This is a genomic window from Rhizobium jaguaris (assembly GCF_003627755.1).
In the GTDB taxonomy this organism is placed as follows: domain Bacteria; phylum Pseudomonadota; class Alphaproteobacteria; order Rhizobiales; family Rhizobiaceae; genus Rhizobium; species Rhizobium jaguaris.
The window spans coordinates 1,826,917-1,852,675 of sequence record NZ_CP032694.1 but is presented as its reverse complement, the minus strand read 5'-3'; the positions used below and the strand labels follow the sequence as shown (position 1 = coordinate 1,852,675).

Here is a 25,759-nt window from a genome sequence, read left to right as displayed (position 1 = left end):
TGAATTTCGACGTGATTTGTATCAGCGGGAAAAGGAAGGCGCAGCCCCGCGCGACTGGAACGCACTGTTCACCCGATGTAGACGAAAATTCACTTGCAGTTGCTTTTTTTGACTGCCGCTTGTGAAACGAAAACGGCAGTTTGCATTCGTCGCAAACGGCGCTACCTATTTCTGACGTTTTTTCGAACGCGCAACTGCGCAATTCCACGGATATTTCCATGACCAATGAAACCATTGTCACCGCCGCCATGCTGGCCATCGGCGACGAACTGCTCTCCGGCCGGACGAAGGACAAGAATATCGGCCACCTTGCCGATGTGCTGCTGCTGGCCGGCATCGACCTGAAGGAAGTTCGCATCGTTGCCGACGACGAGGATGCCATTGTGTCGGCGTTGAGCGCCTTGCGCGGCCAATATGATTATGTCTTCACGTCAGGCGGCATCGGCCCGACCCATGACGACATTACCGCCGATGCCATCGCCAAGGCTTTCGGCGTGCCCTGCGAGCACGATGCGGAAGCGATGCGGTTGATGGGCGAAATGTATGCCCGGCGCGAGATGGAGTTCACCGAGGCCCGCCAACGCATGGCCCGCATGCCGGTCGGCTCCAAGCACATTGCTAATCCGGTCTCGACGGCCCCTGGCTTCAACATCGGCAACGTCTATGTCATGGCCGGTGTGCCGCAGGTTTTCCAGGCGATGCTCGACAATGTCATACCGACCCTGCGCTCGGGCACCCGCATGCTTTCGGAAGCAATTTCCTGCCCTTACGGCGAAGGCGAGATCGGCTCTCCGCTTGGCCTCATCCAGAAGGCGCATCCTGACACCAGCATCGGCTCCTACCCGCGTTATGTCGGTCAATTCTTCTCGACCGAGATCGTCGTGAGGGGCCGTTCCGCCGAGCTGGTTGAAACTGTCGCAGCCGAAGTGCGCGCCATGATCGAAACCATCAGGCAGGCGAAAGCCAAGGGAAATCAGTCCGCTGAAGCATGACGTTCAACGAGTGGATTTAATTCGTCAGGGAACCGCTGTCATCTCGGTGCATTATTATCAAGCGGAACACTGATATAATGAGGCAATGTGGACCCTTCCGCACGGGAGATCATGTCATGCCCTATAAAACCATCCTGGTCATTCTCGATATCCCCGACAATACGCGCGTGGCGGTCGACTTCGCCGCCGCCTTCGCGAAGGAGCACGACGCTCGTATCGTAGGTCTGCATGCGGAAATCGTCTCGGCTGTGCCGCTGGTGGCGCCGATGGAAATCCCCGATCCGGTCGCCGTGCAGGCTCTGCAGGACATGGCGCACAAACAGGCCGTCGATATCGAGCGGCTATTCCGCACGAAAATGGAGCGCGAGAGCATCGCCTATGAATGGCGCGGCGTCTCCAGTACCATCGGCTATGGCTCGCAGCCGCTGATGGAAATCGCCCGCAGCGCCGACCTGCTGATCGCCGTGCAGCCTGATCCGTCCAAGTCTTCCGACTCGCAAGTCGATGTCGAAAGCTTCCTGTTCGAGAGCGGCCGTCCAGTCCTGCTCATTCCCTATATCTTTAAGGAGCCGAAGCCGATCCGTCGTGTATTGATCGCCTGGAACGGCTCGAAGGAAGCTGCCCGCGCTACCTTCGATGCTCTGCCATTCCTGAAGACTGCCGATTCCGTGGAGGTTTTTTCAGTCGATACGGCCGATAGTTCGACGCATTCGCCGACGGAGACCGGCGCGGAGATTACCGCGACGCTCGTCCGCCATGGCGTTCGCGCCAGACAGGAGACGGCGATGTGCGGCGGCAGGACACCATCGCAGGTCATCGAAAATCGCCTAGCCGACGACAGCATCGATCTGCTTGTCATGGGTGCCTATACACATTCCTGGCTTTGGCAGTTGATCTTCGGCGGCACGACACGGACGTTATTGCAATCGATGACGGCCATGACGCTGCTGGCACGCTGACCTGCGTCGCCCTGCTGGATAGGCTGGGCAGCGGCGGCTCTTGCCTTTTGACCGCAAATCCAGCAGAAAGCAGCGACCGATGAGAGAATTCCCGCCAGGGAACCATTCGCATGGTACGTGGAGCGTGATCCCAAAAGGTCCAAGGCGTTTTTGGACAAGATCATGGTCGGTCGGAAAGCCAGCGAATTGCGTTTCAGGATTTGGTCCATGGTCCGCGCCCGTCGCGGGGTCTGCTCAGGGTCGCCGGCAGCGCCGGTGCGTCGTTATCTTCTGCTTCCCGGAGCCTCTGAGCCATGTCCCTGCCCGATAAAGCCTTTCCCGTATCCTGGGATCAGTTCCATCGCGATGCCCGCGCACTTGCCTGGCGGCTCGCCGGCCTCAATCGAGATTTCAAGGCGATCGTTTGCATCACCCGCGGCGGCTTGGTGCCCGCCGCCATCATCTCGCGCGAACTCAACATCCGCATGATCGATACTGTCTGCATCGCCTCCTACCACGACTATGCCAGCCAGGGCAAAATGAACCTGCTCAAAGGCATCACGCCGGAATTGACGGCCGATGGCGGCGAAGGTGTGCTTGTCGTCGATGACCTGACGGATACCGGCAAGACTGCCGCTGAAGTGCGCACCATGCTGCCTAAGGCGCATTTCGCGTGCCTATACGCCAAGCCGAAGGGCGTGCCGACCATCGACACCTTCATCACCGAGGTCAGCCAGGACACCTGGATCTATTTCCCCTGGGACATGGGTTTCACCTATCAGGAGCCGATCGCCAAGGGTCATCGCGGCTGACCCTCATAGGACTCACGCGAATCAGTAGTGATTCTGTGTGGTGTGCCGAAAGTGGACAGAGGCATCAGCAATAGAGGTGGGCGCTTCGGCGCCTACTATATTTAGTAGTTGTCGAGATACCAGGATTACGTGGGATTCAAGGCCTTCCGCGCGAATCATAAGGGGTTGCTGCATGCTTTTGCCCCTCTGCCAATGGCCTGGCGGTCACTGCCACAATATTGTCGTGTTTATTCTCGTCTGCGTTAGTATTCGGCCCGCCGGCGGTCGCGCGAAGAGCGAACAATTTCCGCCAAGCGCTTGAATCTTCTGACCTCCTGGCGTTTCCCCAATTTCCACAGGCAAGCCCACAAGATATTGTGGTTAAAAATCCGTCGCAAACCACCCCTTGACGGAATCGGGTCTTTCAAAGTTAATGACTGACGTTGCGGCGGCGACTGGACCGGACGGAATAACGGGGGCTGGTCCTTAACTCGAAATCGGATTTGTATTCAGGGCGATGCACCATGACTGGTGGCGCCGTGAGGGTTTTTTTGCCGATGTCGATGCTGCCAAAAAAGACATGCGGGGACTGGCGGCAATAAGCTGTTAATACTATATTTAGTGTTTACAGCCACCATCACCACAAGATACAGGAAAGACATCTCCGGATGACACCTCCTGTCAGAGGACAGAGTGAACACTGGCTGCGCGTTTGAAATCGCGAGGCCGGACAAGGATTTTTGCGTCCTGTTACGAGGCAGGCGCGCTTTAACGAATGAGGTTATGGGACCATGCGCATCGAACGTCGTTTTACGAAGGCAGGCCAGTCACCCTATGCGGAGATCGAGTTCCGCAAGGCGACCAGCGAGATCAAGAACCCCGATGGCTCGATCGTCTTCCGCCTCGAAAACATCGACGTGCCGGCGCAGTTTTCGCAGGTTGCCGCCGACATTCTGGCACAGAAGTATTTCCGCAAGGCCGGCGTACCCGCCAAGCTGAAGAAGGTTGAGGAAAACGACGTTCCTTCCTTCCTGTGGCGCTCCGTGCCCGATGATGCGGCCCTGAAGGATTTGCCAAAGGAAAGCCAGATCGGCTCCGAAACCGATGCGCGCCAGGTTTTCGACCGTCTCGCCGGCACCTGGACCTACTGGGGCTGGAAGGGCGGCTATTTCTCCTCCGAAGAAGACGCTTCCGCTTTCCGCGACGAGCTTGCTTATATGCTCGCGACGCAGCGCGTCGCTCCGAACTCGCCGCAGTGGTTCAACACCGGCATGCACTGGGCCTACGGCATCGACGGCCCCGGCCAGGGCCATTTCTATGTCGACCCCTTCACGGGCAAGATCACCAAGTCCAAGTCGGCCTATGAACATCCGCAGCCGCATGCCTGCTTCATCCAGTCGGTCGAGGACGATCTCGTCAACGAAGGCGGCATCATGGACCTCTGGGTTCGTGAAGCGCGTCTCTTCAAATATGGTTCCGGCACCGGCTCCAACTTCTCGCTGCTGCGCGGCGAAGGCGAAAAGCTCTCCGGCGGTGGCCGTTCCTCCGGCCTGATGAGCTTCCTGAAGATCGGCGACCGCGCTGCCGGCGCCATCAAGTCGGGCGGCACGACGCGCCGCGCCGCCAAGATGGTCGTCGTCGACATCGACCATCCGGATATCGAGGAATACATCAACTGGAAGGTCAAGGAAGAGCAGAAGGTTGCCGCCCTCGTCACCGGCTCGAAGATCGTCGCCAAGCACCTGAAGGCGATCATGAAAGCCGCCGTCAATTGCGAAGGCGACAATGACGATTGCTTCGACCCGGCCAAGAACCCTGCCCTGAAGCGCGAAATCCGCGCCGCCAAGAAGGACCAGGTTCCGGAAAACTATGTCCAGCGCGTCATCCAGTTCGCTCGCCAGGGCTACAAGGACCTCGAGTTCAAGACCTATGACACCGATTGGGATTCGGAAGCCTACCTCACCGTTTCCGGCCAGAACTCCAATAATTCCGTGTCGATCAAGGATGACTTCCTGCGCGCCGTCGAGAGCGATGGCGACTGGCACCTGACCGCCCGCAAGGACGGCAAGGTCGTCAAGACGCTGAAGGCGCGCGACCTCTGGGAATCCATCTCCTACGCCGCCTGGGCGTCTGCCGATCCGGGCCTGCACTTCAACACGACTATGAACGACTGGCACACCAGCCCGTCGGCCGGCTCGATCCGTGCATCGAACCCGTGCTCGGAATATATGTTCCTCGACGACACGGCTTGCAACCTTGCGTCGCTGAACCTGATGACCTTCAAGGATGCCGCCAGCAAGCGCATCAACATTGCCGACTACGAGCATGCCGTCCGCCTTTGGACCGTCGTCCTCGAAATCTCGGTCATGATGGCGCAGTTCCCGTCGCGCCGCATTGCCGAACTCTCCTATGAATACCGCACGCTCGGCCTCGGCTACGCCAACATCGGCGGCCTGCTGATGTCCTCCGGCATTCCCTATGACTCGGACGAAGCCCGCGCCATCGCCGGCTCGCTGACCGCGATCATGACCGGCATTGCCTATGCGACCTCGGCCGAAATGGCATCCGAACTCGGGACCTTCCCGATGTTCAAGCCGAACCGCGAGCACATGCTGCGCGTCATCCGCAACCACCGCCGCGCCGCCTATGGCGAGATCTCTGGCTATGAGGGCCTGTCGGTCAATCCGGTGGCGCTGATCCATAGCCACAATCCGGACCAGGATCTCGTCGCCCACGCCAAGGCGGCCTGGGACAAGGCCTTGAGCCTCGGTGAACAGCATGGCTATCGCAACGCCCAGGCAACCGTGATCGCCCCGACCGGCACGATCGGCCTCGTCATGGATTGCGACACCACCGGCATCGAGCCCGACTTCGCGCTGGTGAAGTTCAAGAAGCTCGCCGGTGGCGGCTACTTCAAGATCATCAACCGCGCCGTTCCGGAAGCGCTGCGTGCACTCGGCTACTCCGAAAGCCAGATTGCCGAAATCGAGGCCTATGCCGTCGGTCACGGCAACCTGAACCAGGCGCCGGCTATCAACCCTTCGACGCTGAAGGCCAAGGGCTTCACCGACGAGAAGGTGGAAGCCGTCAATGCCGCGCTGAAGAGCGCCTTCGACATCAAGTTCGTCTTCAACCAGTGGACACTCGGCGCCGACTTCCTGAAGGGCACGCTGAAGGTTTCCGACGAGCAGCTGACCGACATCAGTTTCAACCTGCTCGACCATCTCGGTTTCTCCAAGAAGGAGATCGAGGCTGCCAACATCCATGTCTGCGGTGCGATGACGCTGGAAGGCGCGCCGTTCCTCAAGAACGAGCACCTCGCCGTCTTCGATTGCGCCAATCCCTGCGGCAAGATCGGCAAGCGCTATCTCTCGGTTGAAAGCCATATCCGCATGATGGCTGCCGCCCAGCCCTTCATCTCGGGCGCCATTTCCAAAACGATCAACATGGCCAACGAAGCGACCGTCGAGGATTGCAAGAACGCCTACATGCTCTCTTGGAAGCTCGGCCTGAAGGCGAATGCGCTCTATCGCGATGGCTCCAAGCTCAGCCAGCCGCTGAACGCCTCGCTGATCGACGATGACGATAACGAGGATGCAGTGGAAGAACTGCTGCAGGCCCCGGCTGCCGCCCAGGCCGTCACCGTCACCGAAAAGATCATAGAACGCGTCATCGAAAAGGTTGTCCGCAGCCAGGAAAAGCTCCCCGGTCGCCGAAAGGGTTACACCCAGAAGGCCAAGATCGGCGGACACACCATCTTCCTGCGCACCGGCGAATATGACGACGGCCGTCTCGGCGAAATCTTCCTCGACATGAACAAGGAAGGTTCGGCGCTGCGCGCCTTCATCAACAACTTCGCCATCTCCGTCTCACTCGGCCTGCAATACGGCGTGCCGCTCGAGGAGTATGTCGATGCCTTCACCTTCACCAAGTTCGAGCCGGCCGGCATCGTTACCGGCAACGACGCGATCAAGAACGCCACGTCGATCCTCGACTATGTGTTCCGTGAGCTCGCCATCTCCTATCTCGGCCGCCACGACCTCGCACATGTCGACACCTCGGACTTCAGCAACACGGCGCTCGGACGCGGCGTATCGGAAGGCAAGGCGGATGTCGTTTCCAAGGGCCTGACCCGCGGCTATAAGCCGACGCTGGTGCCGACATCGGGCGAGCGCCAGGCAGCCGAGGTCAAGGGTTCGGCAACGGCAGCCCCAGCGCGGGCCTCTTCGGGTGCGACGATCACTGCTTTTGCCGGTAACGCCGTGCGCAAGCTCGAGCCGGCCAGCGCCATCTCCACCTCGGAAGTCGTCGCCTTCAAGCGCGACTACGAGGAACGCGCCAAGGAGCTGGCCGAAGAGATCGCCGAGGAACTGGCAACCGAAACCGCCGAAGCCTCCACCGCCCTCTTCACCGACAAGGCGGCGGATGACGCGGCAACGGCGAAATCGGAAGCCAAGAAACTGGAATCCGAACGCCGCGCCCGCTCCATCATGCAGGGCTACACCGGCAACATGTGCACCGAATGCCAGAACTTCACGATGGTCCGGAATGGGACTTGCGAGAAGTGCGACACCTGCGGTGCGACGAGCGGGTGCTCTTGATCGATGCGGGAGATGTTGTAGGCGGCGGCCACTCATTTGTGACGCACAGCCGCTGAAATGACGCAGTATTCGATATGGCCGCCTCCTCGGATGCGGCCATATCGCAGTTTTGAAGTATAAATATTTCAGGCCGCAATCCGAGATTGCGCTCCAATACACTGGAACACCTTGCCTACGACATTGCCTTAACTGGCCGGGGCTCCAAGCGTCAACTGTCCACGAATAGGCCGGCGTACTGCTCACGCAGCACATTTTTCTGGACCTTTCCCATCGTATTGCGTGGAAGTTCTTCGACGAACATCACCCGCTTTGGCTGCTTGTAACGTGCGAGGCGATCCCCGAGAGCCATCAGCACCGCCGCTTCGTCGACCAATGCTCCCGGCTTGCGCACGACGACCGCCGTTACGCCCTCGCCAAAGTCCGGATGCGCGACGCCGATAACGGCGCTTTCGACGACGCCCTCGATCCGGTCGATCTCCAGTTCGACCTCCTTCGGGTAGATGTTGTATCCGCCGGAGATCACGACGTCCTTGCCGCGCCCGACGATGCAGACGTAACCCTGCTCATCGATCGTTCCGAGGTCGCCACTGATGAAGAACCCGTCCTCGGTGAACTCTGCGGCCGTCTTTTCCGGCATGCGCCAATAGCCCTTGAAGACATTCGGCCCCTTGATTTCGATCATGCCCGTCTCCTCTGGAGGCAGCGGCTTTCCCGTCGCCGCGTCGACAACACGGACCGTCACACCCGGCAACGGCAAACCGACGGTGCCGGCGATACGCTCGCCATCGTACGGGTTCGATGTGTTCATGTTCGTTTCGGTCATTCCGTAGCGCTCAAGGATCGCGTGACCGGTGCGGCGGCCGAATTCGACATGGGTTTCGGCGAGCAGCGGAGCCGATCCCGACACGAAAAGGCGCATATTTGTGACCGCATCCCTGTCGAGATGCGGGCTTTGCAAGAGGCGCGTGTAGAACGTCGGAACTCCCATCAGCACACTCGATCGCGCCATCAACGAGAGGATTTCATCTGGATCGAACTTGGGAAGCAGGAACATCGAGGCGCCCGCGAGCAGCGTCACATTCGTCGCGACGAAGAGCCCGTGAGTATGAAAGATCGGCAAGGCGTGTATGAGCCGGTCAGCCGATGTGAACCACCAATGGTCTCGCAACGTCAACGCATTGGAGAGCAGGTTGCCATGGGTCAACATGGCGCCCTTCGAACGGCCGGTGGTCCCGGACGTGTATAGGATCGCGGCGAGGTCGTCCGCATCGCGATCGACATCGGTGAAGTCGTTCGGTTCGTTGTCGGCGATTGCGATCAGGGATCCACCGCCAACGGCGTCCAACGTCTCGACGACCGCACCGTGACGCGCCGCGATCGGGGAAACGGCTTCCTTCGCCGTCGGCGCGACGACGGCCAGCCGAGGTTCGGCATCGCCAATGAAGTACTCCAGTTCTGCAAGCGTATAGGCGGGGTTGAGCGGAAGATAGACAGCTCCGCACCGAACGCAGGCAAGGTAAAGGACCAGCGCCTCAGCACTCTTTTCGACCTGTACGGCAACTCTGTCTCCTGGCTGCACGCCAAGCGACGCAATCGCGCCCGCCAGGCGAGCAGAAAAGGATAGGACTTCTCGATAGGTCCATGTTCGTCCATCGGTCAGCTCGATGAAAACCGAGTCGTCGCGCGCCGCATCGCGGATCGCATCGAACAGATGATTGCCCATGATCTCCTCCCCATGCCGTTCGGGATGGCGGATGCTTGATGAGCGATGACCTAAAAAGGATGGTCCTGTATCCGCGATGCGCCGCCTTCATACTAATTGCGAATATATAGCCTCGACAACAGCCCTGTTTTCGTGACTGCAATAACTGCGGCACAGCCTCCCTTTACACATAGAAATCGAGGTCGTGCACTGCGGCGCGCACCTCAAGTAGCAATGCCACCAAGGAAGCGGCGAAGAACAGAAGCGCGATCGAGAACATGAAAGCCGCGCCGTATTCATGCCTAAGGTTTAGAAATGAGGCAGCAAACGCCATTATGACAAGCATGGTTGTGAATATGCCGCTCATCACTGCGCATTCTATTGCCTTGTTGAGCAACCTGGCGCGCCGCTTCAATCGTGGAAGGACGATAACCCTTAGATGACCGCGAGCGGGGTCGTCCTCAGGCAGAGCGCTTAAGACATTGCTGCGATCCACGATCCGGTTCATGCGTGTGATCAAGACCGAGATGAATGCTGCCACCGCACCCAACAGAAAGGCTGGGGCAGTCGCTTGTGAGATCACGCGTGATATCTGTTCGGCCGTCGCCACTTCGTTCAGCATAATGGTTCCTGTTGATTGTTGGTTCGCGCATCTACGCGAGACCTCCCGGCAATCACTCTGAAAACTGCAAACCGGCCTTCTTCAGCGACGCCAGGAAAGATGCGATATCCTCGGATCGCGTGAAGCGAAGGGCCACTTCGTTGCGCAGATTTCGCACCAGCGCCGGCTCATGCTCTACGAGCCAATCCCGCTCGCGATTGGCAAGCGTTTCGTCACCGGCTTCGGCGAAAACCGCGGCAGCGATGACGTGATAGAGGGCGTTGGCAGGAGTATCCGCCTTTCTGATCCACATCGCCGCATCCTCATAGTCTCTACGGAAATATGAGCAAATGGCGAGCGCCGCCTCATAGTATGCAGGGGGTCCCGCGTTGCGTTCCCACGCCTTCGCCACCAGCGCACACCCGTCGTTCCATTTTCCAGACATCGCCAGCCGATATCCGTACTCACCGATGAGCTCGGTATCGTTGGGATTGATGGAAATCGCCCTGGCGCCCACTTTCATGGCCGCATCGGTTTCCTTCTTGAGATAGAGCGCAAACATCTGAGCCTGCAGCCCTCGGACATTCAACGGTTCCAATTCCACCGCGCGCCGTGCATCGGCAAGTGCCTGTTCGATCAGTGCCGGCGACCTGACTGGATCGATGGGGTAGCCGAAGCGAGCCTCGTCAATGAGGGTCAGCGATAGAAGCGCCCAGGCGGTAGCGTAGTTGGGAAAGCGTTCGACGGCCTTCTCAAGACAGACGCGGACCGACGGCCGGACCCGATCGTCGAAGTTGGCACGGTAGGAATAGTAGGAGAGCGTGCAGGCATAGGCGGCCCAGTCGTCCGGGGGGTTGGGAACGACTAGTTTCGCGTCGGTCTGAAAAATGATGCCATAGGCCTGCGCCAGGGTCGTCGCCACGTTGCTGGCGATGTTTGCCTGGGAGTTCAATAGATCGCGAACCGTCGTCGGGCCGTCGTAGCTTGCGGCCCAGAGTACGGTCCCGTCCGGACTGCTGCGGAGGCGGACCTGCAGCCGGAAGGTTTCAGGCGATGTATACAAGCTTCCGGCGAGTACGTATCGAACCCGGCGTGCGGCCTCGGGGCTGGGTGATTGAACGACGACGATGTCCTTGAATTTTGACAGTTCGCTGACGACCTCCTGGGTAAGACCGCGAGCCAAGGCTGCGGAACCATCCTTACCAGAGAGGTCCTCAAACCATTCGACCGCGAGACGCGGGATTTCCGGCCCGCTCGCAACGGATCGAGGAGAATCGAGCCGCCACCACAGCGCAAGAGCGACAGCGACCAATATCGCAGTTGCAATCATGACCGGCAGCTTGGACCCTACTCTTGCCGGCGCCGGCACTGTTGTAGAGGGGGCAGTCGATTCATGGGCACTGGCGGTGCCATGCATGGAGAATGTCGGAACGTAGGCACCCTTCGGTATGCTGATGCGGATGGGGTCAGTCAGTCCGGCAGTCAGATAGTACCGTTCGAGGGCGCGCCGGAGATGGCCGGCCTCAACGCGGACAATGGGATCGGCTTGCGGATCGAAAGAGGTGTCGCGACCAAATACCTCCACGGCGATCGAGTAGGCCTTGATGCGTTCCCCGCGCCCGGACAAGGTTTCGTTTACGACGTAGCTGAGAAATCGCCGCTCACGATCGGTGGCGTCAAATTCAACGCTGTCAAGTATCAGAGCAAGCTGGTCGCGGCACGCGTCGACGGGAACACTTGGCCCTTCGGTTGCGCCGTTTTGGGTTTCTGCTTCCATCACGAACGCTCCCCCCAAGCCCTACACTTATGGCTCGATCGCTCCCAACGTTTACATCTTATAGTTCATGTTAATTACATGTCGCTTATGGGTGCGGCAAGAGTTCTGAGTATAGTGATCGAAATTTTGGATCGCGATATGAAGACACCAACGGAAGCTAGGCAAGCAATTCTGTCATCGGTCCTTCGCCGGTTTCCCGAGCACGAGTTCACCATCTATCGCATGATGGAGAAGGACCAGACCTTCCATGATCTGTGTGAGGAACTTGCGGTCGCTGAAGCCGCGCTTTCAAACGTGGATCAGCTTCCGCCAGCTATACGTTCGGAAAGGCGGGCCGAGTGGCAAGACCTCGTCGACCGCCTGGCAAGGGAAATAGATGACGCGCTGCTGGAGAAGCGAAATCCAACTTGATCTACGCTTTCGAGCTCTCGACCCAACCTCGCCGGCGTTCTCTTGCGCGGCCCGGACGGTCGGTCCCTGCGCTGGAGCCGATAACAACTCCCAATCGAGCGCGCATCGCACGTCCGGAGGAGGAAATTGCGACGTTCTTCCATCAGTGCGCGCCTGAACGGACCTCAGGCTCAGCCTGATCGCCACGTATGCGCACAGTTAATAACCGTAACATACCTCCACAACTCTTAGTGTGCTGTCCATGCTCCCGTCAGTATCTCGCAGCAGGAGCTCATGATATGAATATCACCCGTCGTAACCTGACTTTCGCTGGCCTCAGCCTACTCGCCGGAACCGCAATCTCCTTTCCCGCCCGTGCCGAATTCGGCGAAGGAGGATTGCAGTTAGGCGAGGGCCTGGAGGACTTCTGGATCGCTACAGACGCATACATCTATGGCTACCCTCTGGTGACCATGGAGATGACCCGCCGCGTCATGACCAATGTGGCCGAGGTCAAGGGCACCCGCGGTCCAATGGGACATATCATCAAGCTGCGGGAATACCCCGACGCCTCCTTCAGGGATGTCACGGCGCCGAACGCGGATACATTATATACGACCTCCTTCCTTGATGTCGGCAAGGAACCCTACGTGCTGAGCATGCCGGACATGAAGGGGCGGTATTTCCTACTGCCAATGCTCGATGGATGGACGAACGTCTTCCAGGTGCCGGGCAAGCGGACGACGGGAACTGGGCCGCAGACCTACGCAATCACGGCCCCCGGCTGGAGCGGAACGCTTCCCGAAGGGGTTACGAAATACGAGTCTCCGACTGACTTGGTCTGGCTGCTGGGTCGCATCTACTGCACGGGTACCAAGGAGGATTACGCGGAAGTCCATAAGCTGCAGGACGAGTTCAAACTGGTCCCGCTGAGCGCCTATGGCAAGGACTACACACCTCCGGCCGGCAAAGTCGATCCGTCGATCGACATGAAGACGGCGGTCCGCGATCAGGTCAACCGCCTGAGCGCAGTCGAATACTTCACGCTGCTCGCAGAACTGATGAAGACGAACCCGCCGTCGGACGCGGACGCGCCCGCCTTAGAACGTTTTGCGCAGATCGGACTGGTTGCGGGCAAGGACTTCGACGCTAGCAAGTTGAAGGCCGACTTCCGCGATCGGATTCCCACCGTCGGCTTCGATCGGATCATGTTGCAGTTCAAGATCAACAGCAATATGCAAGACATCAATGGCTGGGCCTTCACGACCAAGACAGGCCTCTACGGAACCAACTATCTTATGCGGGCGCTCGTCACAGCGATTGGCCTCGGCGCCAATCGGCCCCAGGACGCCGTCTATCCGACCTCCCAAAAGGATACCCATCACCGTCCATACGACGGCAGGAAGAACTACGTCATCCGCTTCGAGAAGGGCAAGACGCCACCGGTTTCGGGCTTCTGGTCACTCACCATGTACGACGAAAACTTCTTCTTCGTCGAAAACCCCATCAATCGCTACTCAATCAGCCCCCGTCAGGATCTGAAGGAGAACGCCGACGGGTCAGTGGACCTTTTCCTGCAGCACGAGTCTCCAGGCGCCGGCAAGGAGTCGAACTGGTTGCCTGCACCGGCAGGCAAGTTCTACCTGATGCTGAGACTGTATTGGCCGAACGAGAACGATCCCTCGATCATCAACGGCACCTGGACGATCCCGGCGGTCGAGGAAGTCGGTTAGCCCCCACGGCCCGTCGTCCGAAGGCCGGACGACGGGCCGAATTGTTCTCACCAATCGAAGGAGAAATACCCGTGACCTTCAGAAAGATTGCATTTGCCGTGGCGGCTTTGGCAGGGCTTGCCTTTTATGCCGGCGCGACGCAGGCACAGGACGCGATTTCCGATCCTGCGATGAAAACCATCGGTACCTCGAGCACGCAAAAGACGGAACTGGTCCCTTCGCTGATCGTGATGAATTCCGACGGTGCGACTCTGAAGGGCGACACGCTCACGCTAACGAGCGTTTCCAACAATTCGATCCTGTTTGCCGACCGGCCGGTCCGCTCCGCCGGCCATGCGCTGACCACGCACTTGCTGGAAGAGTGGGCTCAGGGCGGCAGCTTCGAAAAAGATCCGCCGAACGCTACCGTCTCGGTGCTGAACAAGGACGCGTCTGGTGTCGAGGATGCCGTCGTCGTTCTGAAGGAGCCGAAGCTCGAGGGCCAGAACCTGACGTTCAAGGTGGAGGTTCTGGAGGGTAATCTCGCCAAGGCGGATGGCCCGGCGTCGATCTTCATCGATATTATTGGCATGCCGAGGACGCCCTTGTCCTTTGCGGGCGTTGCACGAAGAACCGCCTATCGCGGAGCGTGGTATGCCGGAGCAGCTGCGGGGGCGGCAGCTGCTTACGGCCGGCCTGTGTACGGCTACGGCCGGCCCGTGTGTGGCTACTATCCATATCCGCCGTGCTACTAGGCCCTCATCCCTTCCCGTCCGGCTTCGCGTTCGCAGAGCGCATGCCAGACGCTCCAGCATAGATGTTGCCGCAGAGGACCTCAATGAAACCAAGACTTTGGACGTTTTCTTTCAGTGCTGCGTTGCTGCTGAACAGCGCAGCATTTGCCGCTGACATCGCGCAGACCGTCAGCCCTGAAGCCACGCAGATCAACACTGAAAGCGGTTGGACCTTTACATTCGCCCCCTATTTCTGGGCGGCGGGAATGTCGGGCGACGTTGGGCAGTTCGGGCTGCCACCGGTTCATGTCGACGCCTCGTTCGGCGACATCTGGGACCACCTCGACTTCGGCGCCATGGCCATCGGCGAGGCCCGGTACGACCGGTACAGCGTTTTCGGTGACGTAATCTACACGAAGGTATCCGGCAACAAGGCGACACCCTTTGGCGTTCTCGCCGACAAAGCCACCCTCGATTCGCAAGTCTTCAGCGGACTTCTGGGGGTCGGATACTCGGTGCTGGACGATGCAGCCGGCCACCTCGACGTTGTCGGAGGCGCGCGGGTCTGGTCGGTCGACACCAAGATCTCGTTGAATGGCGGGCTTCTCGATGGCAGATCGAGGAGCGATGGCGACACGTGGGTGGACGCCGTCGGCGGGCTCAAGGGAACCTATTCCCTAACCCCGAACGTCTTCCTGGCGGGGTGGGGCTTGATCGGAGGCGGTGGCGCCGACGTGGACTGGGATGTCGCTGCGACGGTCGGCTACAAGTTCAACAAGACCGTCTCGGGCGTGTTCGGATACCGCGCTATCGGCGTCGACTTCAAGGATAATGGTTTCGAGTTCGACGTTGTCGAGCAGGGGCCCATCCTTGGTCTGGTCATTCATTTCTAGATTGAAGCCACGTTCACCCGTATCGGGACGATGCGGGTGAACATGATCCCGACACCTTCGCGCGACGAACTCTGAGATCGCGCGCCTTGCGGGAATAGATCGCAGCTGTGAAGCAGATCGTCAGTCGTAACGACGATTTTCTATATATTTATAGGAGTGATTAGATTGGCGCGGCATCTCTCCCGGAAGTTTCAAGGTGATGCGCGGTCTTGGCTCCGCCTCCCCTTCGTCGTGGCCCTCATGACGCTGCTCTGTGCATGTGCGGGCCGCCCCACGGGGGTGCTTGAGCCGGTTGCGGCCTATCGTCCGGCAAGTCAGGTCGAGATGCTGGTCGCAACGACCCGGGAGCGGGCCAAGACGCCGGGCGAGATGTTCAGCGGCGAGCGAGCCCTCGCTCCGAACTTTGCTGACATCACGGTGTCGATCCCTCCGAACACCGCACGCAAGGTCGGCGAAGTCAACTGGCCTCGCAGTCTTCCGCCAAATCCAGCAACGGACTTCGCGACGGTCAAAGCTGAGCTCGTGGATCAAAAGGCTGCCGAAAAATGGCTGAGCGCTTCCGTCCGCAAGAGTCCGGATCACAGCGTCGTGGTCTTCATTCATGGTTTCAACAACCGGTTCGACGACGCCGTCTTCCGTTTCGCGCAAATCGTCCACGACTCAAATATTCACAGCGTGCCGGTTCTCGCCACCTGGCCGTCTCGTGGGCGCTTGCTCGATTATGGGTATGATCGCGAGAGCACGAATTACACCCGAGATGCTGTCGAGAGGCTGCTGCAGTACCTCGCCCGCGATCCCGAAGTGAAAGACGTCTCGATCCTCGCCCACTCGATGGGTAATTGGCTCGCATTGGAATCACTGCGTCAAATGGCCATCCGCAACGGCGGCCTCCCGGCTAAGTTCAAGAATGTCATGCTTGCCGCACCGGACGTCGATGTGGACGTGTTCCGCAATGAAATAGCAGATATGGGAACGCAGCGACCCCAATTTACTCTTTTCGTCTCACGGGACGATCGGGCGCTGGCGGCTTCCAAGCGCATTTGGGGCGACGTCTCGCGACTTGGCGCCATCGATCCGGAGCAATCCCCCTACAAGGAAGAGCTCGAGAAATATAAGGTCAATGTCATCGACCTTACCAAAGTTAAGTCGGGCGATGACATGAATCATTCCAAGTTCGCCGAGTCGCCGCAGATCGTCCAATTGATCGGTACGCGCCTTTCGACGGGCCAGACGTTGACCGACAGCCGGGTCGGACTGAGCGACACGATCGTTTCCGCCACTGCCGGAGCCGCGCAGTCTGTTGGAACCGTGATCACCGCTCCGGTCGCGGCTGTGAGCTTATCACACTGAACACGGGCCGGCCCGCGAGGGGCTCAGGCACGTGGATATCGCAAACTTGAACCTGGGAGATTTCCAATGAAACACGCATCTATTTTGGCAGCGATCCTAGTGCTGATGGCGGGCGCGGCCGAGGCTGCCGATCCGCTCATCGGAAACTGGAAGACGGAGGACGGGGCGACGGCTAGCATCGCTCATTGTGGCGCCGGCTACTGCATTACGATGAAGACCGGTAAATATGTGGGCCGCAAGATCGGCAACTTCAGCGGCAAGGATGGCAGCTATGCCGGCCAGATCACCGATCCCAAAACCAACAAGACCTATAACGGAACGCTGAAAATCTCGGGCATTAGCGTGAAAATGCAGGGCTGCGTCATGAAGGTCTTCTGCCAATCCCAGACCTGGACGCGTCTCTAGGTGTTCCGTCTTTGTCGGTTCTTCCGACTCAGAGAGCGATCTGATGGCCATGGCGCGCCGGGTCACGCCGCCATCGGCCATTAGGCGGCAAACCCGCCGCTACAGCTTGTAGCCGATCTTTCGCAGCAAGTCTTTCCGCCACGCGATGTCGACGTCGGTTTCGACACCCAGCGGTGACGCACCATCCACGACGCCGAGCACGCCGCGGCCCAGCTCCGTTTGTGCGACGATCACCTGTGTCGGGTTGGCCGTCGCGCAGTAAATACCGCAGACCTCTGGCACTGCGCGCACCGCCGCCAGCACGTTGACGGGAAAGAACCCGTCGCCGAGGAAGATCAAGAAAGTGTGGCCGGCGCCAATGGCCAATGCGTTGTCGCGTGCAAGGCCGATCGCGGCTTCGTCATTGCCTGACCAGCGCACCAGCCGCTTGCCGGAGGCCTCGCAGAAGGCCAGCCCGAAGCGGATGCCGGGAACCGCGCCCGCCAGCGCCTCGTGGAGGTCCTCCACAGTCTTGATAAAATGCGACTGACCAAAAATGAAGTTGGAGTCGTCCGGCTTGACGATGGGCACCACGGCAAGTTCCATGGCTGCGCTCCTTCAAGGTAGGCACGCAATGGTAGATAGGCGGGCGAAAGGCGATATCAAGCCGCCATAGGCGGACGATTCGCCTTCCGGCACCGCCGCTTGGACCTTATTGCCCCCAGAACGCCTGCATTTCTTCGGGTGTGACCTTGCCGTCCTTGTTCGTGTCCATGGCGTTGAATATCCGCTTATGGATGGCCGTCACCTCCTCGAACGACAGCGCGCCGTCTCCGTCAGTATCGGCGATCGCGAACATGATCTTCATCATGGGTCCTCGCATACCCATCATGGGCATATCACCCATCATGTCGTGCTCCATCATGTTCCCGCCCATCATACCGCCGGGCATCATGCCTGATCCGCCGGGCATTGCGCCCTGGCCCTGTCCCATCATTCCTCCCATTCCCGACTGTGGCTGGGACATGTTCGCGGGATGATGGGTATCCGCTCCGTTCGTCTGGGCGAGGGTGGAACCGGCTCCGCCGATCGCGATCAGCGCGGCCAACAGGGCGGCCTTTGGAATTTGTGTCGTTCTCATATCGTTTCTCCCTTTAGCTAGGTGTGTATTCTCTTTCATGACGATGTTGTCTCGTTTGAAGGAGTTCGGGAAAGGCCTCGCGGTCCAGAGGGCCGCGTCAGCCGATGCCGTCGTAGGTGACGTAGGCCATCATGCCCGTCGCCATGTGGTAGAGATGATGGCAATGGAGCGGCCAGCGGCCAGGATTGTCGGCTTCGAAGGCCAGGGCGACGGTGGCCATCGGCGGCAGCAGGACCGTGTCCCTCACCGCGCCCGCGATTGGCGTCCCGTTGATGCCGATCACCTGGAAATGGTGCCCGTGAAGGTGCATCGGATGCGCCATCATTGAGGCGTTGGTGATCGCGATCTCGATCCGCTCGCCACGCTTGACGACGAGGCCATCCGCGCCGTCGATCGCCCAGTTATAGGCGGCCATGTCGCCCGTCAGCGAGAGTTTGAAGCGGCGGTCTGCTGCACGGGTTGCCAGTGGGCTGACGGGACGCAGTCGCTGTTCCAGATCCATCCCGAGAACCGGCCCCTTCGCATCGCCCTGGACCGCAATCTTGCGGACGGTCGCGCCCGCGGTGGCAAGGATGACGCCCGTACGGTCCACGGCCCCCTCGCGCAGGGCGAGGACGGGAAACGTCCCTTCCTCCTCCGGAAGGCTGAGACGGATGTCGAGGCGCTGTCCCATGGAGACCGGGAAGGACGTCTCGGCGACCGACTGCACGCCCTGCCCGTCCACGGCGACGAGTTCTCCGGAAAGGCCGCCGGTGTCGATGGTGAAGGCTGTCGCCGTGGCACCGTTGATGATGCGCAGTCGGACGCGGCCGCCCTTCTCGACCCTCACGACCTCGGGATCGTCGAGCGTGCGGTCGTTGGCAAGATAGGCGTCGTAGTCGATGTCGTTGAGGTCCATGGCGGCCATTCCCGGCATAGCCATGCCTGACATGCCATTGCCGGACATCATGTGCTGCATGCCGGCCATACCTTGCATCGAGCCGTGGTCCATCGGCATGGCGCCGTGCGCGGCATTTCCCTTCAGCTTCGCCAGTAGTTCCTCAGCCGACAGGAAGGAGAAGTCGTGCAGCAGAACGACGACCTCCTGCTCATCCCGCTTCAGGTCGTCCGCCGTCCGCACGATCAGCGGGGCGGCAAGCAGGTTCTGCTCCTGTAGCGTATGGGCGTGCATCCAGTGCGTGCCGCCCGCCCCGACCGGAAATATGTAGTGGCGGGTTTCCGACGGCTTCAGGAGTGCGGCTGGATTGTCAGGCACGCCGTCGGCGGCCCATGGCGGCGTCAATCCGTGCCAATGGATCAGGGTCGGCTCGTCGATGGCGCTCGACAGTGCGACGTCGAAATCGGTTCCGGCGTCAAGCGTCAGTCCCGGCCTGCCGTCAGGCTGGACCAGGCCGAAGACGCGCGCGGACCTGCCCTTCACGTCGATGGTCCGGTAGCTGACAGAGAGGTTGTGGAGAGTCGCGTCTTGTGCAGATGAAGACTTGGCGTCCTGCGCAAAGGTGCTGATAGGACGAAGGGCGGCCGATGTGCCGAGCGCGGCTGCGCCGACCATCAGGCCATTGAGAAAGTCACGGCGTTTCATTGAATTTGATCCTTGCTTCCGGGTCGGCGGTGCCGACCATTGGTCTTGGGCGTCCGAAAGGAAGCCCATGGAATCGACCGGACGCCGCGACGAGGCGGCCTCCGGCACCCTCAGACCGGAAGACGAGGAGGACCGAGCGTGGGCGGGAGCGCCAAGCCGGTGCCGCTCTGGTCAGCCCATGCGAAACGGAGGAAGGAAACTGTGGGCGCCGGAACTTCTATCCTCTCCGTGCTGGTCAAGACGATGCAGAAGCCGCACGGAACAGCGCAGCAGCTCTTATGGTCGGGAGTGTGAAAGCCGCCCTGAAGCGAGGCGTTGGCATCCTTTTGGGTGGGGATGTGCTCGACACGGGAATACCCGTGAACCGGACGTTCGTGACATTGCATGGCCTGCGCACCTGCAGTAGGCGCGAAGAGAAGCGCGAGCGCGACCAGGACGGTCAGCACTGCGTTCGTCCAAGCGAACCTGCGGCGGTCGGCGGCCATGCGTGCGACTCCGTTCCCCTTATCAGCCCAAGCGCCGGCTGATGACGTTGAAGATAGCGGCGATCAATGCTCCTGCATAACCACCGAAGATGACGCTTTGAAGGATGCCCAGCGCCAGGCTTCGCAGATCGAAGCCGGTCAACCCCAAATAAAACTGCAGCCACGGCCTATGAAGGCCCCATTCCGGAGCGGCGAAGCCGAGCAGCATGCATAGCAAAAGCGAGACGGTCACAAAGACGGCGAGCGTTGCGCCGAGCACCGGCACGGAGATGTGCGTCGGCGTGGCTGAAGATGCCGCAGGTTGGCTCCGCAGGGTTGCGTTAGCCATTGGTGATCCTCCGATCGAGTTGTCTACCCAACTTTTCACGACATCGAGACATTGCACCTCTTCACCGGTGCGTACCTTGATCCAGGTCAAGAATAAGCGAACGGACTGGTCATCTCACCCATGTCCGTGGGGAACAAAACACCGGTTGCACCGAGGCGCAAGTCGTGTTGACATTACGACGTGGGAGAGCACGACGATTTGGTTCCGATAACAGCCAAAAGCTCGGTACAGGAAGGCATGATTGACTTCTCAGGGATGATATCGGGTGCGTTAAACAGTGAAGTCGCAAGCTTCAGCCGCGCGCCGGTAAATCGCGGGGGCATTGATGGGATTGAGCATACGAGCGAGGCGAAGCTTGGCAAAATCCTTTGCTTGCGCGTTTAGTCTCGCCAGCCTCTCGTCTTACGCAAGCAGGCCGGAGCTTTATTGTCGAATACTTCCGTAGGAGCGACTACCCGCGTGCTTACTTTGCCAGCCATCATGGCGGCGATAACGATCCTGGCGGCCAAGTAGGTTCGCTGCAGGTATTTCATTTTTGGAGGAGGATGGACGATGACAAGATTGAGCTTGAGATTGACTGGTGGTGCCGCGACGATTGCCGTTGCTATATTTTTTGGCGGACTGATCGACGCGGTTGTACCGCTGCCCGCCTTCGTCGGCGAAGCCCAGGCGCGAGTCGGTCATCCGCTCACGCCAGGTAGCGCCGCTGGCGTCGCCAGGCGTACCACCCGCCGCACAATCCGCCGGACGAACGTCTACGTGAACAGCCTCCCGGCTGGGTGTGCGAAGACCTCGGCCTACGGCCCCGTGCTGTGGCAATGTGGCGGCAGGTATTATCAGGCGTCCGGCGGACGCTACGTGGTCGTCAACATACAGTGACAAAAGAAATGGACAACTTGCGTTAGAGCGTCCACGAAACGATGCTTGCATTGTGGCGCTGATCGCGATCTGTTTCGCTGGCCATTGATACTCTTTTGTGGGCGCGTGCTTCGTTTCGACCGCCGGCTCTTGGACGATTGTAGCTTAGGCACTTCACCTATAGTCTCGGCTCCCGATATCGATTTTCGAGAGCGATTTTTTTGATGGTTGCGAATGGAATATCAGGACCTTTTTTCCGGCTTCATCCGGCTCCACGTGGAGTTGTTTCGTGAAGTCGTCGGAAGCAGTTCATGAAGAAGGGGCCGCACATCGGAATGGAACTCCCGGCGAGGTCTTCTTCGCCTTCCTCAAGCTCGGCCTGACATCCTTCGGCGGGCCGATCGCCCATCTCGGCTATTTCCGGGACGAATTGGTCGCGCGCCGCAAATGGCTTGACGAGGACGGCTTTGCCGACATTGTCGCACTCTGCCAGTTTCTTCCCGGCCCTGCATCGAGCCAGCTCGGCTTTGCGCTTGGGCTCTTGCGCGGCGGGCCGCTTGGGGCGCTCGCCGCCTGGACGGCCTTCACCCTTCCGTCCGCAATACTGCTCGTGATCTTCGCAATGGCGGCAACGGCGTTCGACGGCCCCATCGGGGCAGGTCTGCAGCATGGACTGAAGATCGTGGCCGTCGCCGTGGTCGCACAGGCGGTATGGGGCATGGCGAGGAACCTGACGCCGGACCGGCAGCGGGCGAGCATTGCGCTGGCAGCCGTCCTGATCGTCGTCTTTGCTCCGGGATCGGTCGGGCAGGTCGCAGCCATCGCATTCGGCGCGCTCGGCGGCTTCATCCTATGCCGCAACGGTCCCGTCACGAACGCCACGCATTTTGCCTTCCGCGTTTCGCGCGCCGTTGGCATTACGAGCCTTGCCGCCTTCTTCCTGTTGCTTGGCCTTCTGCCGATCATTGCGACCGCGACGGCGTCTCAGGGCGTGTCGATGTTCGACGCCTTTTATCGCTCCGGCGCACTCGTCTTCGGGGGTGGACATGTCGTGCTGCCGCTGCTGCAGGCGGAGGTCGTCGCTCCCGGCTGGGTCACGAACGACGCCTTCCTTGCCGGCTATGGTGCGGCCCAGGCGGTTCCCGGACCGATCTTCACATTCGCCGCCTATCTCGGCGCCGTCATGGGACCTGCTCCGCGCGGCATCCTTGGCGCCACCATCTGTCTCGTCGCCATCTTCCTGCCTGGTTTCCTGCTGCTCGTCGGCACCCTGCCCTTCTGGGACAGCTTCCGCAAACGTCCTGTTGCGCAGGCAGCGATGCGCGGCGCGAATGCGGCAGTTGTCGGCATTCTCGGGGCCGCGCTTTACAGCCCGGTCTGGACGAGCGCTATCCTGAATCCTTACGATTTCGCGCTCGCCTTGGTCGGCTTCATCCTCTTGGTCGTCTGGAAGTCACCGCCCTGGGTGGTCGTCGTGCTGCTCGCGGCGGGCGGTACTCTCGTTCATCTCATGTGAATTCGGGTCCGGCTCCGCCGAGAGCATTTGTCTCGCCGGCTGTGCGGCGGGCAATGGATCAATGGTGCGGATGCATGCACTGCCCGTGATCGGCGAGCACTTCGATCACCCGGCATTGGTCGACGCGGCCATGGCCGCAACCTTCGACCATGATCTCGAGTTCGGCCTTCAGCGCCATCAGGCTGCGAATTCGCTGTTCCACTTCGATCAGGCGCGCCTTGGCGATGGCGTCGGCGGAGGCACATGATTGATGCGGATCATCCTGCAGCGTCAGAAGCGTGCGGATTGCCTCGATCTCGAAGCCGAGTTCGCGAGCGTGCCGGATGAAGGCGAGCCTGTGCAGATGTGATTCTTCGTAGGAGCGCTGATTGCCCTCGCTACGCTCCGGTTCCGATAGAAGGCCGATGCCTTCGTAATAGCGGATCGTCGGCACTTTCACGCCGCTTCGCCGCGCCGCCTCACCGATCGTGATCTTTTTCATGATTTTCCCCTTGCACCTCTAGTCGCTAGAGGATGTAGGAAAGATGCCAGGATTTGACAAGGAAGCGGATCATGGCAGCGGCGACACAAACGCGATACAGAGTTGGCGGCATGGATTGCGCATCATGCGCGGCCAAGATTGATACGGCCGTGAGGCGTATGGCCGGTGTCGAAGATGTCTCCGTTTCGGTGACGGCCGGAACGATGACCGTGCGCCATGACGAGACCAGCAACCTTTCGGCGATCGAAAAGAAGGTAACGGGCCTCGGCTACTCCGTTGCCCCGTTGGCGGGCAAGGCTGAGCCCACGCCCTCCGAACATCAGCACGACGATCATAGTCATGATCACGGGCATCATCATCACGACCATGACGGTCACGATCACTCGGCGCACGATCACACCAATCATGATCATCACCGCCATGCCGAAAAAGAAATCGAGGGGCTGCACGGTCACGACCATGCGCCTATGGACGGCCCTTGGTGGGCCAGCAAGAAAGGCCGCCTGACGATCATATCGGGCGCGGCACTTGTCGCTGCCTACGCCGTCGGCCATCTCGTCCCCTCAATCGCTCCCTATGCCTTCATCGTCGCCATGCTGGTCGGGCTCGTGCCGATCGCGCGCCGCGCCGTCATGGCGGCATTGGCGGGCACGCCGTTCTCCATCGAGATGCTGATGACGATCGCCGCCGTCGGCGCGGTCATCATCAATGCCGGTGAAGAGGCGGCGACGGTGGTCTTCCTCTTCCTCGTCGGCGAACTGCTGGAAGGCGTCGCCGCGGGAAAGGCACGCGCGAGCATCCAGTCGCTGACGACCTTGGTTCCGAAGACCGCGCTGGTGGAGGAGAATGGCCAGACCCGCGAGGTCCAGGCTGACAGCCTGAAAGTGGGTGCGGTTATTCTCGTGCGTCCCGGCGACCGCATCGCCGCCGATGGCACGATTGTTGAAGGTGAGAGTGCCATCGACGAGGCACCGGTCACCGGCGAGAGCACGCCGGTGCGCAAGGGCGTGGATGTCAAAGTCTTTGCAGGCACCATCAACACGGACGCAGTGCTGCGGGTCAGAGTCACCGCCGCTGCGGCCGACAACACGATTGCCCGCGTGGTGAAGCTTGTCGAGGAGGCGCAGGAATCCAAAGCCCCGACGGAACGGTTCATCGACCGCTTCTCGCGCTACTACACGCCGGGCGTCGTGGCTGTCGCGACCCTGGTCGCGGTGATGCCGCCGCTGGTGGCAGGGGCAAGCTGGCTGGAATGGATCTACAAAGGTCTGGCCATCCTGCTCATCGGCTGCCCCTGCGCCCTGGTGATCTCGACCCCTGCGGCAATCGCGGCGGCTCTGTCCGCCGGTGCTCGCGGCGGCCTGCTGCTGAAGGGCGGCGCGGTTCTGGAGACCATGGGCAAGGTGACGACGGTTGCTTTCGACAAGACAGGCACATTGACCGAGGGTAAGCCGAAGGTGACGGATATCGTCGGCTTCGGTCACACCGCGGCCGAGGTGCTGTCACGAGCGGCCGCGCTCGAAAATGGTTCGAGCCATCCGCTTGCCGTCGCAATCCTCGAACGGGCCAAGGCCGATCGTGTTCCGATGCCGCCTGCTGCCGAAGCCAGGGCTCTGCCGGGCAAGGGCGTGAGCGGCCGCGTCGGGGGCGAGACTATGTCGCTTCTCTCCCCGCAGGCGGCGCGGGAAATGGAGCCGTTCTCCGCCGGACAGGATGCCCGGATTGCCGCGATGAACGACGAAGGCAAGAGTGTCTCCGTACTTGTGATCGAGGGTAAGTTCGCCGGTCTTATCGCCATGCGCGACGAACCCCGCACTGATGCGCGAGCCGGGATCGAGGCACTGCGGACGGTGGGCATCGGCGCTCTCATGCTGACCGGTGACAACGCCCGCACGGCCGGTGCAATCGCGAAGGGTCTCGGTATCGAACCTCGCGCGCAGCTCCTGCCGGAAGACAAGCAGCGCATCGTGCACGAGCTGCAGGCTCGCAAGCAGATCGTCGCCAAGGTTGGCGATGGCATCAACGATGCGCCCGCGCTGGCAGCCGCCGATGTCGGCATCGCCATGGGCGGCGGCACCGACGTCGCCCTGGAGACGGCAGATGCGGCGGCTCTCCACGGCCGCGTGACCGATGTCGCCAACATGGTCGTGCTATCCCGGACGACGATGACTAACATCCGCCAGAACATCACCATGGCGCTCGGCCTCAAGGCGGTATTTCTGGTAACGACGATCGTCGGCCTCACCGGTCTCTGGCCGGCGATCCTGGCCGATACCGGCGCGACCGTGTTGGTCACCGCGAATGCAATGAGGCTGCTGAGATGGAAAGGCGTGTTCGCCGCACGATAAGTGGCGGCCGGACGGGAGTAATGGCTTTCTCCGTGACCTCTTCTTAAGCTCCCAACGAGATGGGCCGAGGCTCAGTTGTCCGGAATTCGGCAGCAACTGCCACCAATCGTGGGTGCTCCGTCATGGCACCTTCGCGCCAACAGCAGCCAAGCCGT

Annotated in this window: 21 protein-coding genes; 13 read left to right on the top strand and 8 right to left on the bottom strand. The window is 60.3% G+C overall.

Translation table 11 applies throughout. The annotated features are described in order from the left end of the window. Positions 1-218 precede the first annotated feature (218 nt). From CCGE525_RS09080 to CCGE525_RS09065, 4 genes are all read left to right on the top strand, one after another. Positions 219-992: a competence/damage-inducible protein A gene (locus CCGE525_RS09080; RefSeq protein ID WP_120703974.1), complete on the top strand. Its 774-nt coding sequence runs from the start codon at positions 219-221 to the stop codon at positions 990-992. Between the two features lie 116 nt (positions 993-1,108). Beyond that, positions 1,109-1,951 carry a universal stress protein gene (locus CCGE525_RS09075; RefSeq protein WP_120703973.1) on the top strand — a complete coding sequence of 281 codons (843 nt, stop codon included), beginning with the start codon at positions 1,109-1,111 and terminating at the stop codon, positions 1,949-1,951. Positions 1,952-2,244: 293 nt separating this feature from the next. After that, positions 2,245-2,742, top strand: coding sequence for a xanthine phosphoribosyltransferase (gpt, locus tag CCGE525_RS09070; protein WP_120703972.1), 498 nt, complete (start codon positions 2,245-2,247; stop codon positions 2,740-2,742). A 770-nt stretch (positions 2,743-3,512) separates the two neighbouring features. Further along, a complete protein-coding gene (locus CCGE525_RS09065) occupies positions 3,513-7,322 on the top strand; it encodes a vitamin B12-dependent ribonucleotide reductase (RefSeq protein ID WP_120703971.1) in 3,810 nt (1,269 codons plus the stop codon). Between the two features lie 208 nt (positions 7,323-7,530). On the opposite strand, the gene CCGE525_RS09060 is transcribed toward CCGE525_RS09065, so the two are convergent. The 3 genes from CCGE525_RS09060 to CCGE525_RS09050 form a co-directional block, all read right to left on the bottom strand. Further along, the gene (locus tag CCGE525_RS09060; protein WP_120703970.1) at positions 7,531-9,045 is read right to left on the bottom strand and encodes a malonate--CoA ligase; all 1,515 of its coding nucleotides are present in this window, start codon (positions 9,043-9,045) and stop codon (positions 7,531-7,533) included. A gap of 163 nt (positions 9,046-9,208) precedes the next feature. Next, complete coding sequence (locus CCGE525_RS09055; RefSeq protein ID WP_120703969.1) at positions 9,209-9,646, bottom strand: DUF2721 domain-containing protein; 438 nt, start codon at positions 9,644-9,646, stop codon at positions 9,209-9,211. Positions 9,647-9,698: 52 nt separating this feature from the next. Then, positions 9,699-11,402, bottom strand: a complete 1,704-nt coding sequence (locus CCGE525_RS09050; RefSeq protein WP_120703968.1) for a tetratricopeptide repeat protein — start codon at positions 11,400-11,402, stop codon at positions 9,699-9,701. 78 nt (positions 11,403-11,480) lie between these two features. On the opposite strand from CCGE525_RS09050, the gene CCGE525_RS09045 reads away from it, so the two are divergent. The 6 genes from CCGE525_RS09045 (at position 11,481) to CCGE525_RS09020 (ending at position 16,886) form a co-directional block, all read left to right on the top strand. Next, positions 11,481-11,813 carry a hypothetical protein gene (locus tag CCGE525_RS09045; protein ID WP_342637435.1) on the top strand — a complete coding sequence of 111 codons (333 nt, stop codon included), beginning with the start codon at positions 11,481-11,483 and terminating at the stop codon, positions 11,811-11,813. Positions 11,814-12,091: 278 nt separating this feature from the next. Beyond that, complete coding sequence (locus CCGE525_RS09040; RefSeq protein ID WP_120703966.1) at positions 12,092-13,525, top strand: DUF1254 domain-containing protein; 1,434 nt, start codon at positions 12,092-12,094, stop codon at positions 13,523-13,525. A 71-nt stretch (positions 13,526-13,596) separates the two neighbouring features. Next, positions 13,597-14,259 (top strand): hypothetical protein, encoded by a 663-nt coding sequence (locus CCGE525_RS09035; RefSeq protein ID WP_120703965.1) that lies wholly within the window; start codon positions 13,597-13,599, stop codon positions 14,257-14,259. An 83-nt stretch (positions 14,260-14,342) separates the two neighbouring features. Continuing rightward, on the top strand, positions 14,343-15,131 hold the full coding sequence (locus CCGE525_RS09030; protein ID WP_120703964.1) for a hypothetical protein: 789 nt from the start codon (positions 14,343-14,345) through the stop codon (positions 15,129-15,131). A 240-nt stretch (positions 15,132-15,371) separates the two neighbouring features. Then, positions 15,372-16,481 carry an alpha/beta hydrolase gene (locus tag CCGE525_RS09025; RefSeq protein WP_120706336.1) on the top strand — a complete coding sequence of 370 codons (1,110 nt, stop codon included), beginning with the start codon at positions 15,372-15,374 and terminating at the stop codon, positions 16,479-16,481. Positions 16,482-16,547: 66 nt separating this feature from the next. Further along, positions 16,548-16,886, top strand: coding sequence for a DUF2147 domain-containing protein (locus CCGE525_RS09020; protein WP_120703963.1), 339 nt, complete (start codon positions 16,548-16,550; stop codon positions 16,884-16,886). A 99-nt stretch (positions 16,887-16,985) separates the two neighbouring features. Here the strand turns inward: CCGE525_RS09020 and CCGE525_RS09015 are convergent, their stop codons facing one another. From CCGE525_RS09015 to CCGE525_RS08995, 4 genes are all read right to left on the bottom strand, one after another. Then, positions 16,986-17,471 (bottom strand): adenosine-specific kinase, encoded by a 486-nt coding sequence (locus CCGE525_RS09015; RefSeq protein ID WP_120703962.1) that lies wholly within the window; start codon positions 17,469-17,471, stop codon positions 16,986-16,988. A 106-nt stretch (positions 17,472-17,577) separates the two neighbouring features. Continuing rightward, positions 17,578-18,006 (bottom strand): EF-hand domain-containing protein, encoded by a 429-nt coding sequence (locus CCGE525_RS09010; protein WP_120703961.1) that lies wholly within the window; start codon positions 18,004-18,006, stop codon positions 17,578-17,580. 97 nt (positions 18,007-18,103) lie between these two features. Next, positions 18,104-19,588, bottom strand: a complete 1,485-nt coding sequence (locus tag CCGE525_RS09005; protein ID WP_120703960.1) for a multicopper oxidase family protein — start codon at positions 19,586-19,588, stop codon at positions 18,104-18,106. Between the two features lie 507 nt (positions 19,589-20,095). After that, the gene (locus tag CCGE525_RS08995; protein WP_245472112.1) at positions 20,096-20,491 is read right to left on the bottom strand and encodes a hypothetical protein; all 396 of its coding nucleotides are present in this window, start codon (positions 20,489-20,491) and stop codon (positions 20,096-20,098) included. Positions 20,492-20,953: 462 nt separating this feature from the next. Between CCGE525_RS08995 and CCGE525_RS08985 the strand changes: the two genes are divergently transcribed. Beyond that, on the top strand, positions 20,954-21,280 hold the full coding sequence (locus CCGE525_RS08985; RefSeq protein WP_162950142.1) for a hypothetical protein: 327 nt from the start codon (positions 20,954-20,956) through the stop codon (positions 21,278-21,280). Between the two features lie 268 nt (positions 21,281-21,548). Further along, positions 21,549-22,775 carry a chromate efflux transporter gene (gene chrA / locus CCGE525_RS08980; RefSeq protein ID WP_120703956.1) on the top strand — a complete coding sequence of 409 codons (1,227 nt, stop codon included), beginning with the start codon at positions 21,549-21,551 and terminating at the stop codon, positions 22,773-22,775. A 58-nt stretch (positions 22,776-22,833) separates the two neighbouring features. Here chrA and CCGE525_RS08975 read toward each other — a convergent pair whose 3' ends face one another. Then, a complete protein-coding gene (locus CCGE525_RS08975) occupies positions 22,834-23,256 on the bottom strand; it encodes a MerR family transcriptional regulator (RefSeq protein WP_120703955.1) in 423 nt (140 codons plus the stop codon). A gap of 71 nt (positions 23,257-23,327) precedes the next feature. Between CCGE525_RS08975 and CCGE525_RS08970 the strand changes: the two genes are divergently transcribed. Beyond that, positions 23,328-25,604 carry a heavy metal translocating P-type ATPase gene (locus CCGE525_RS08970; RefSeq protein ID WP_120703954.1) on the top strand — a complete coding sequence of 759 codons (2,277 nt, stop codon included), beginning with the start codon at positions 23,328-23,330 and terminating at the stop codon, positions 25,602-25,604. Positions 25,605-25,759 lie beyond the last annotated feature (155 nt).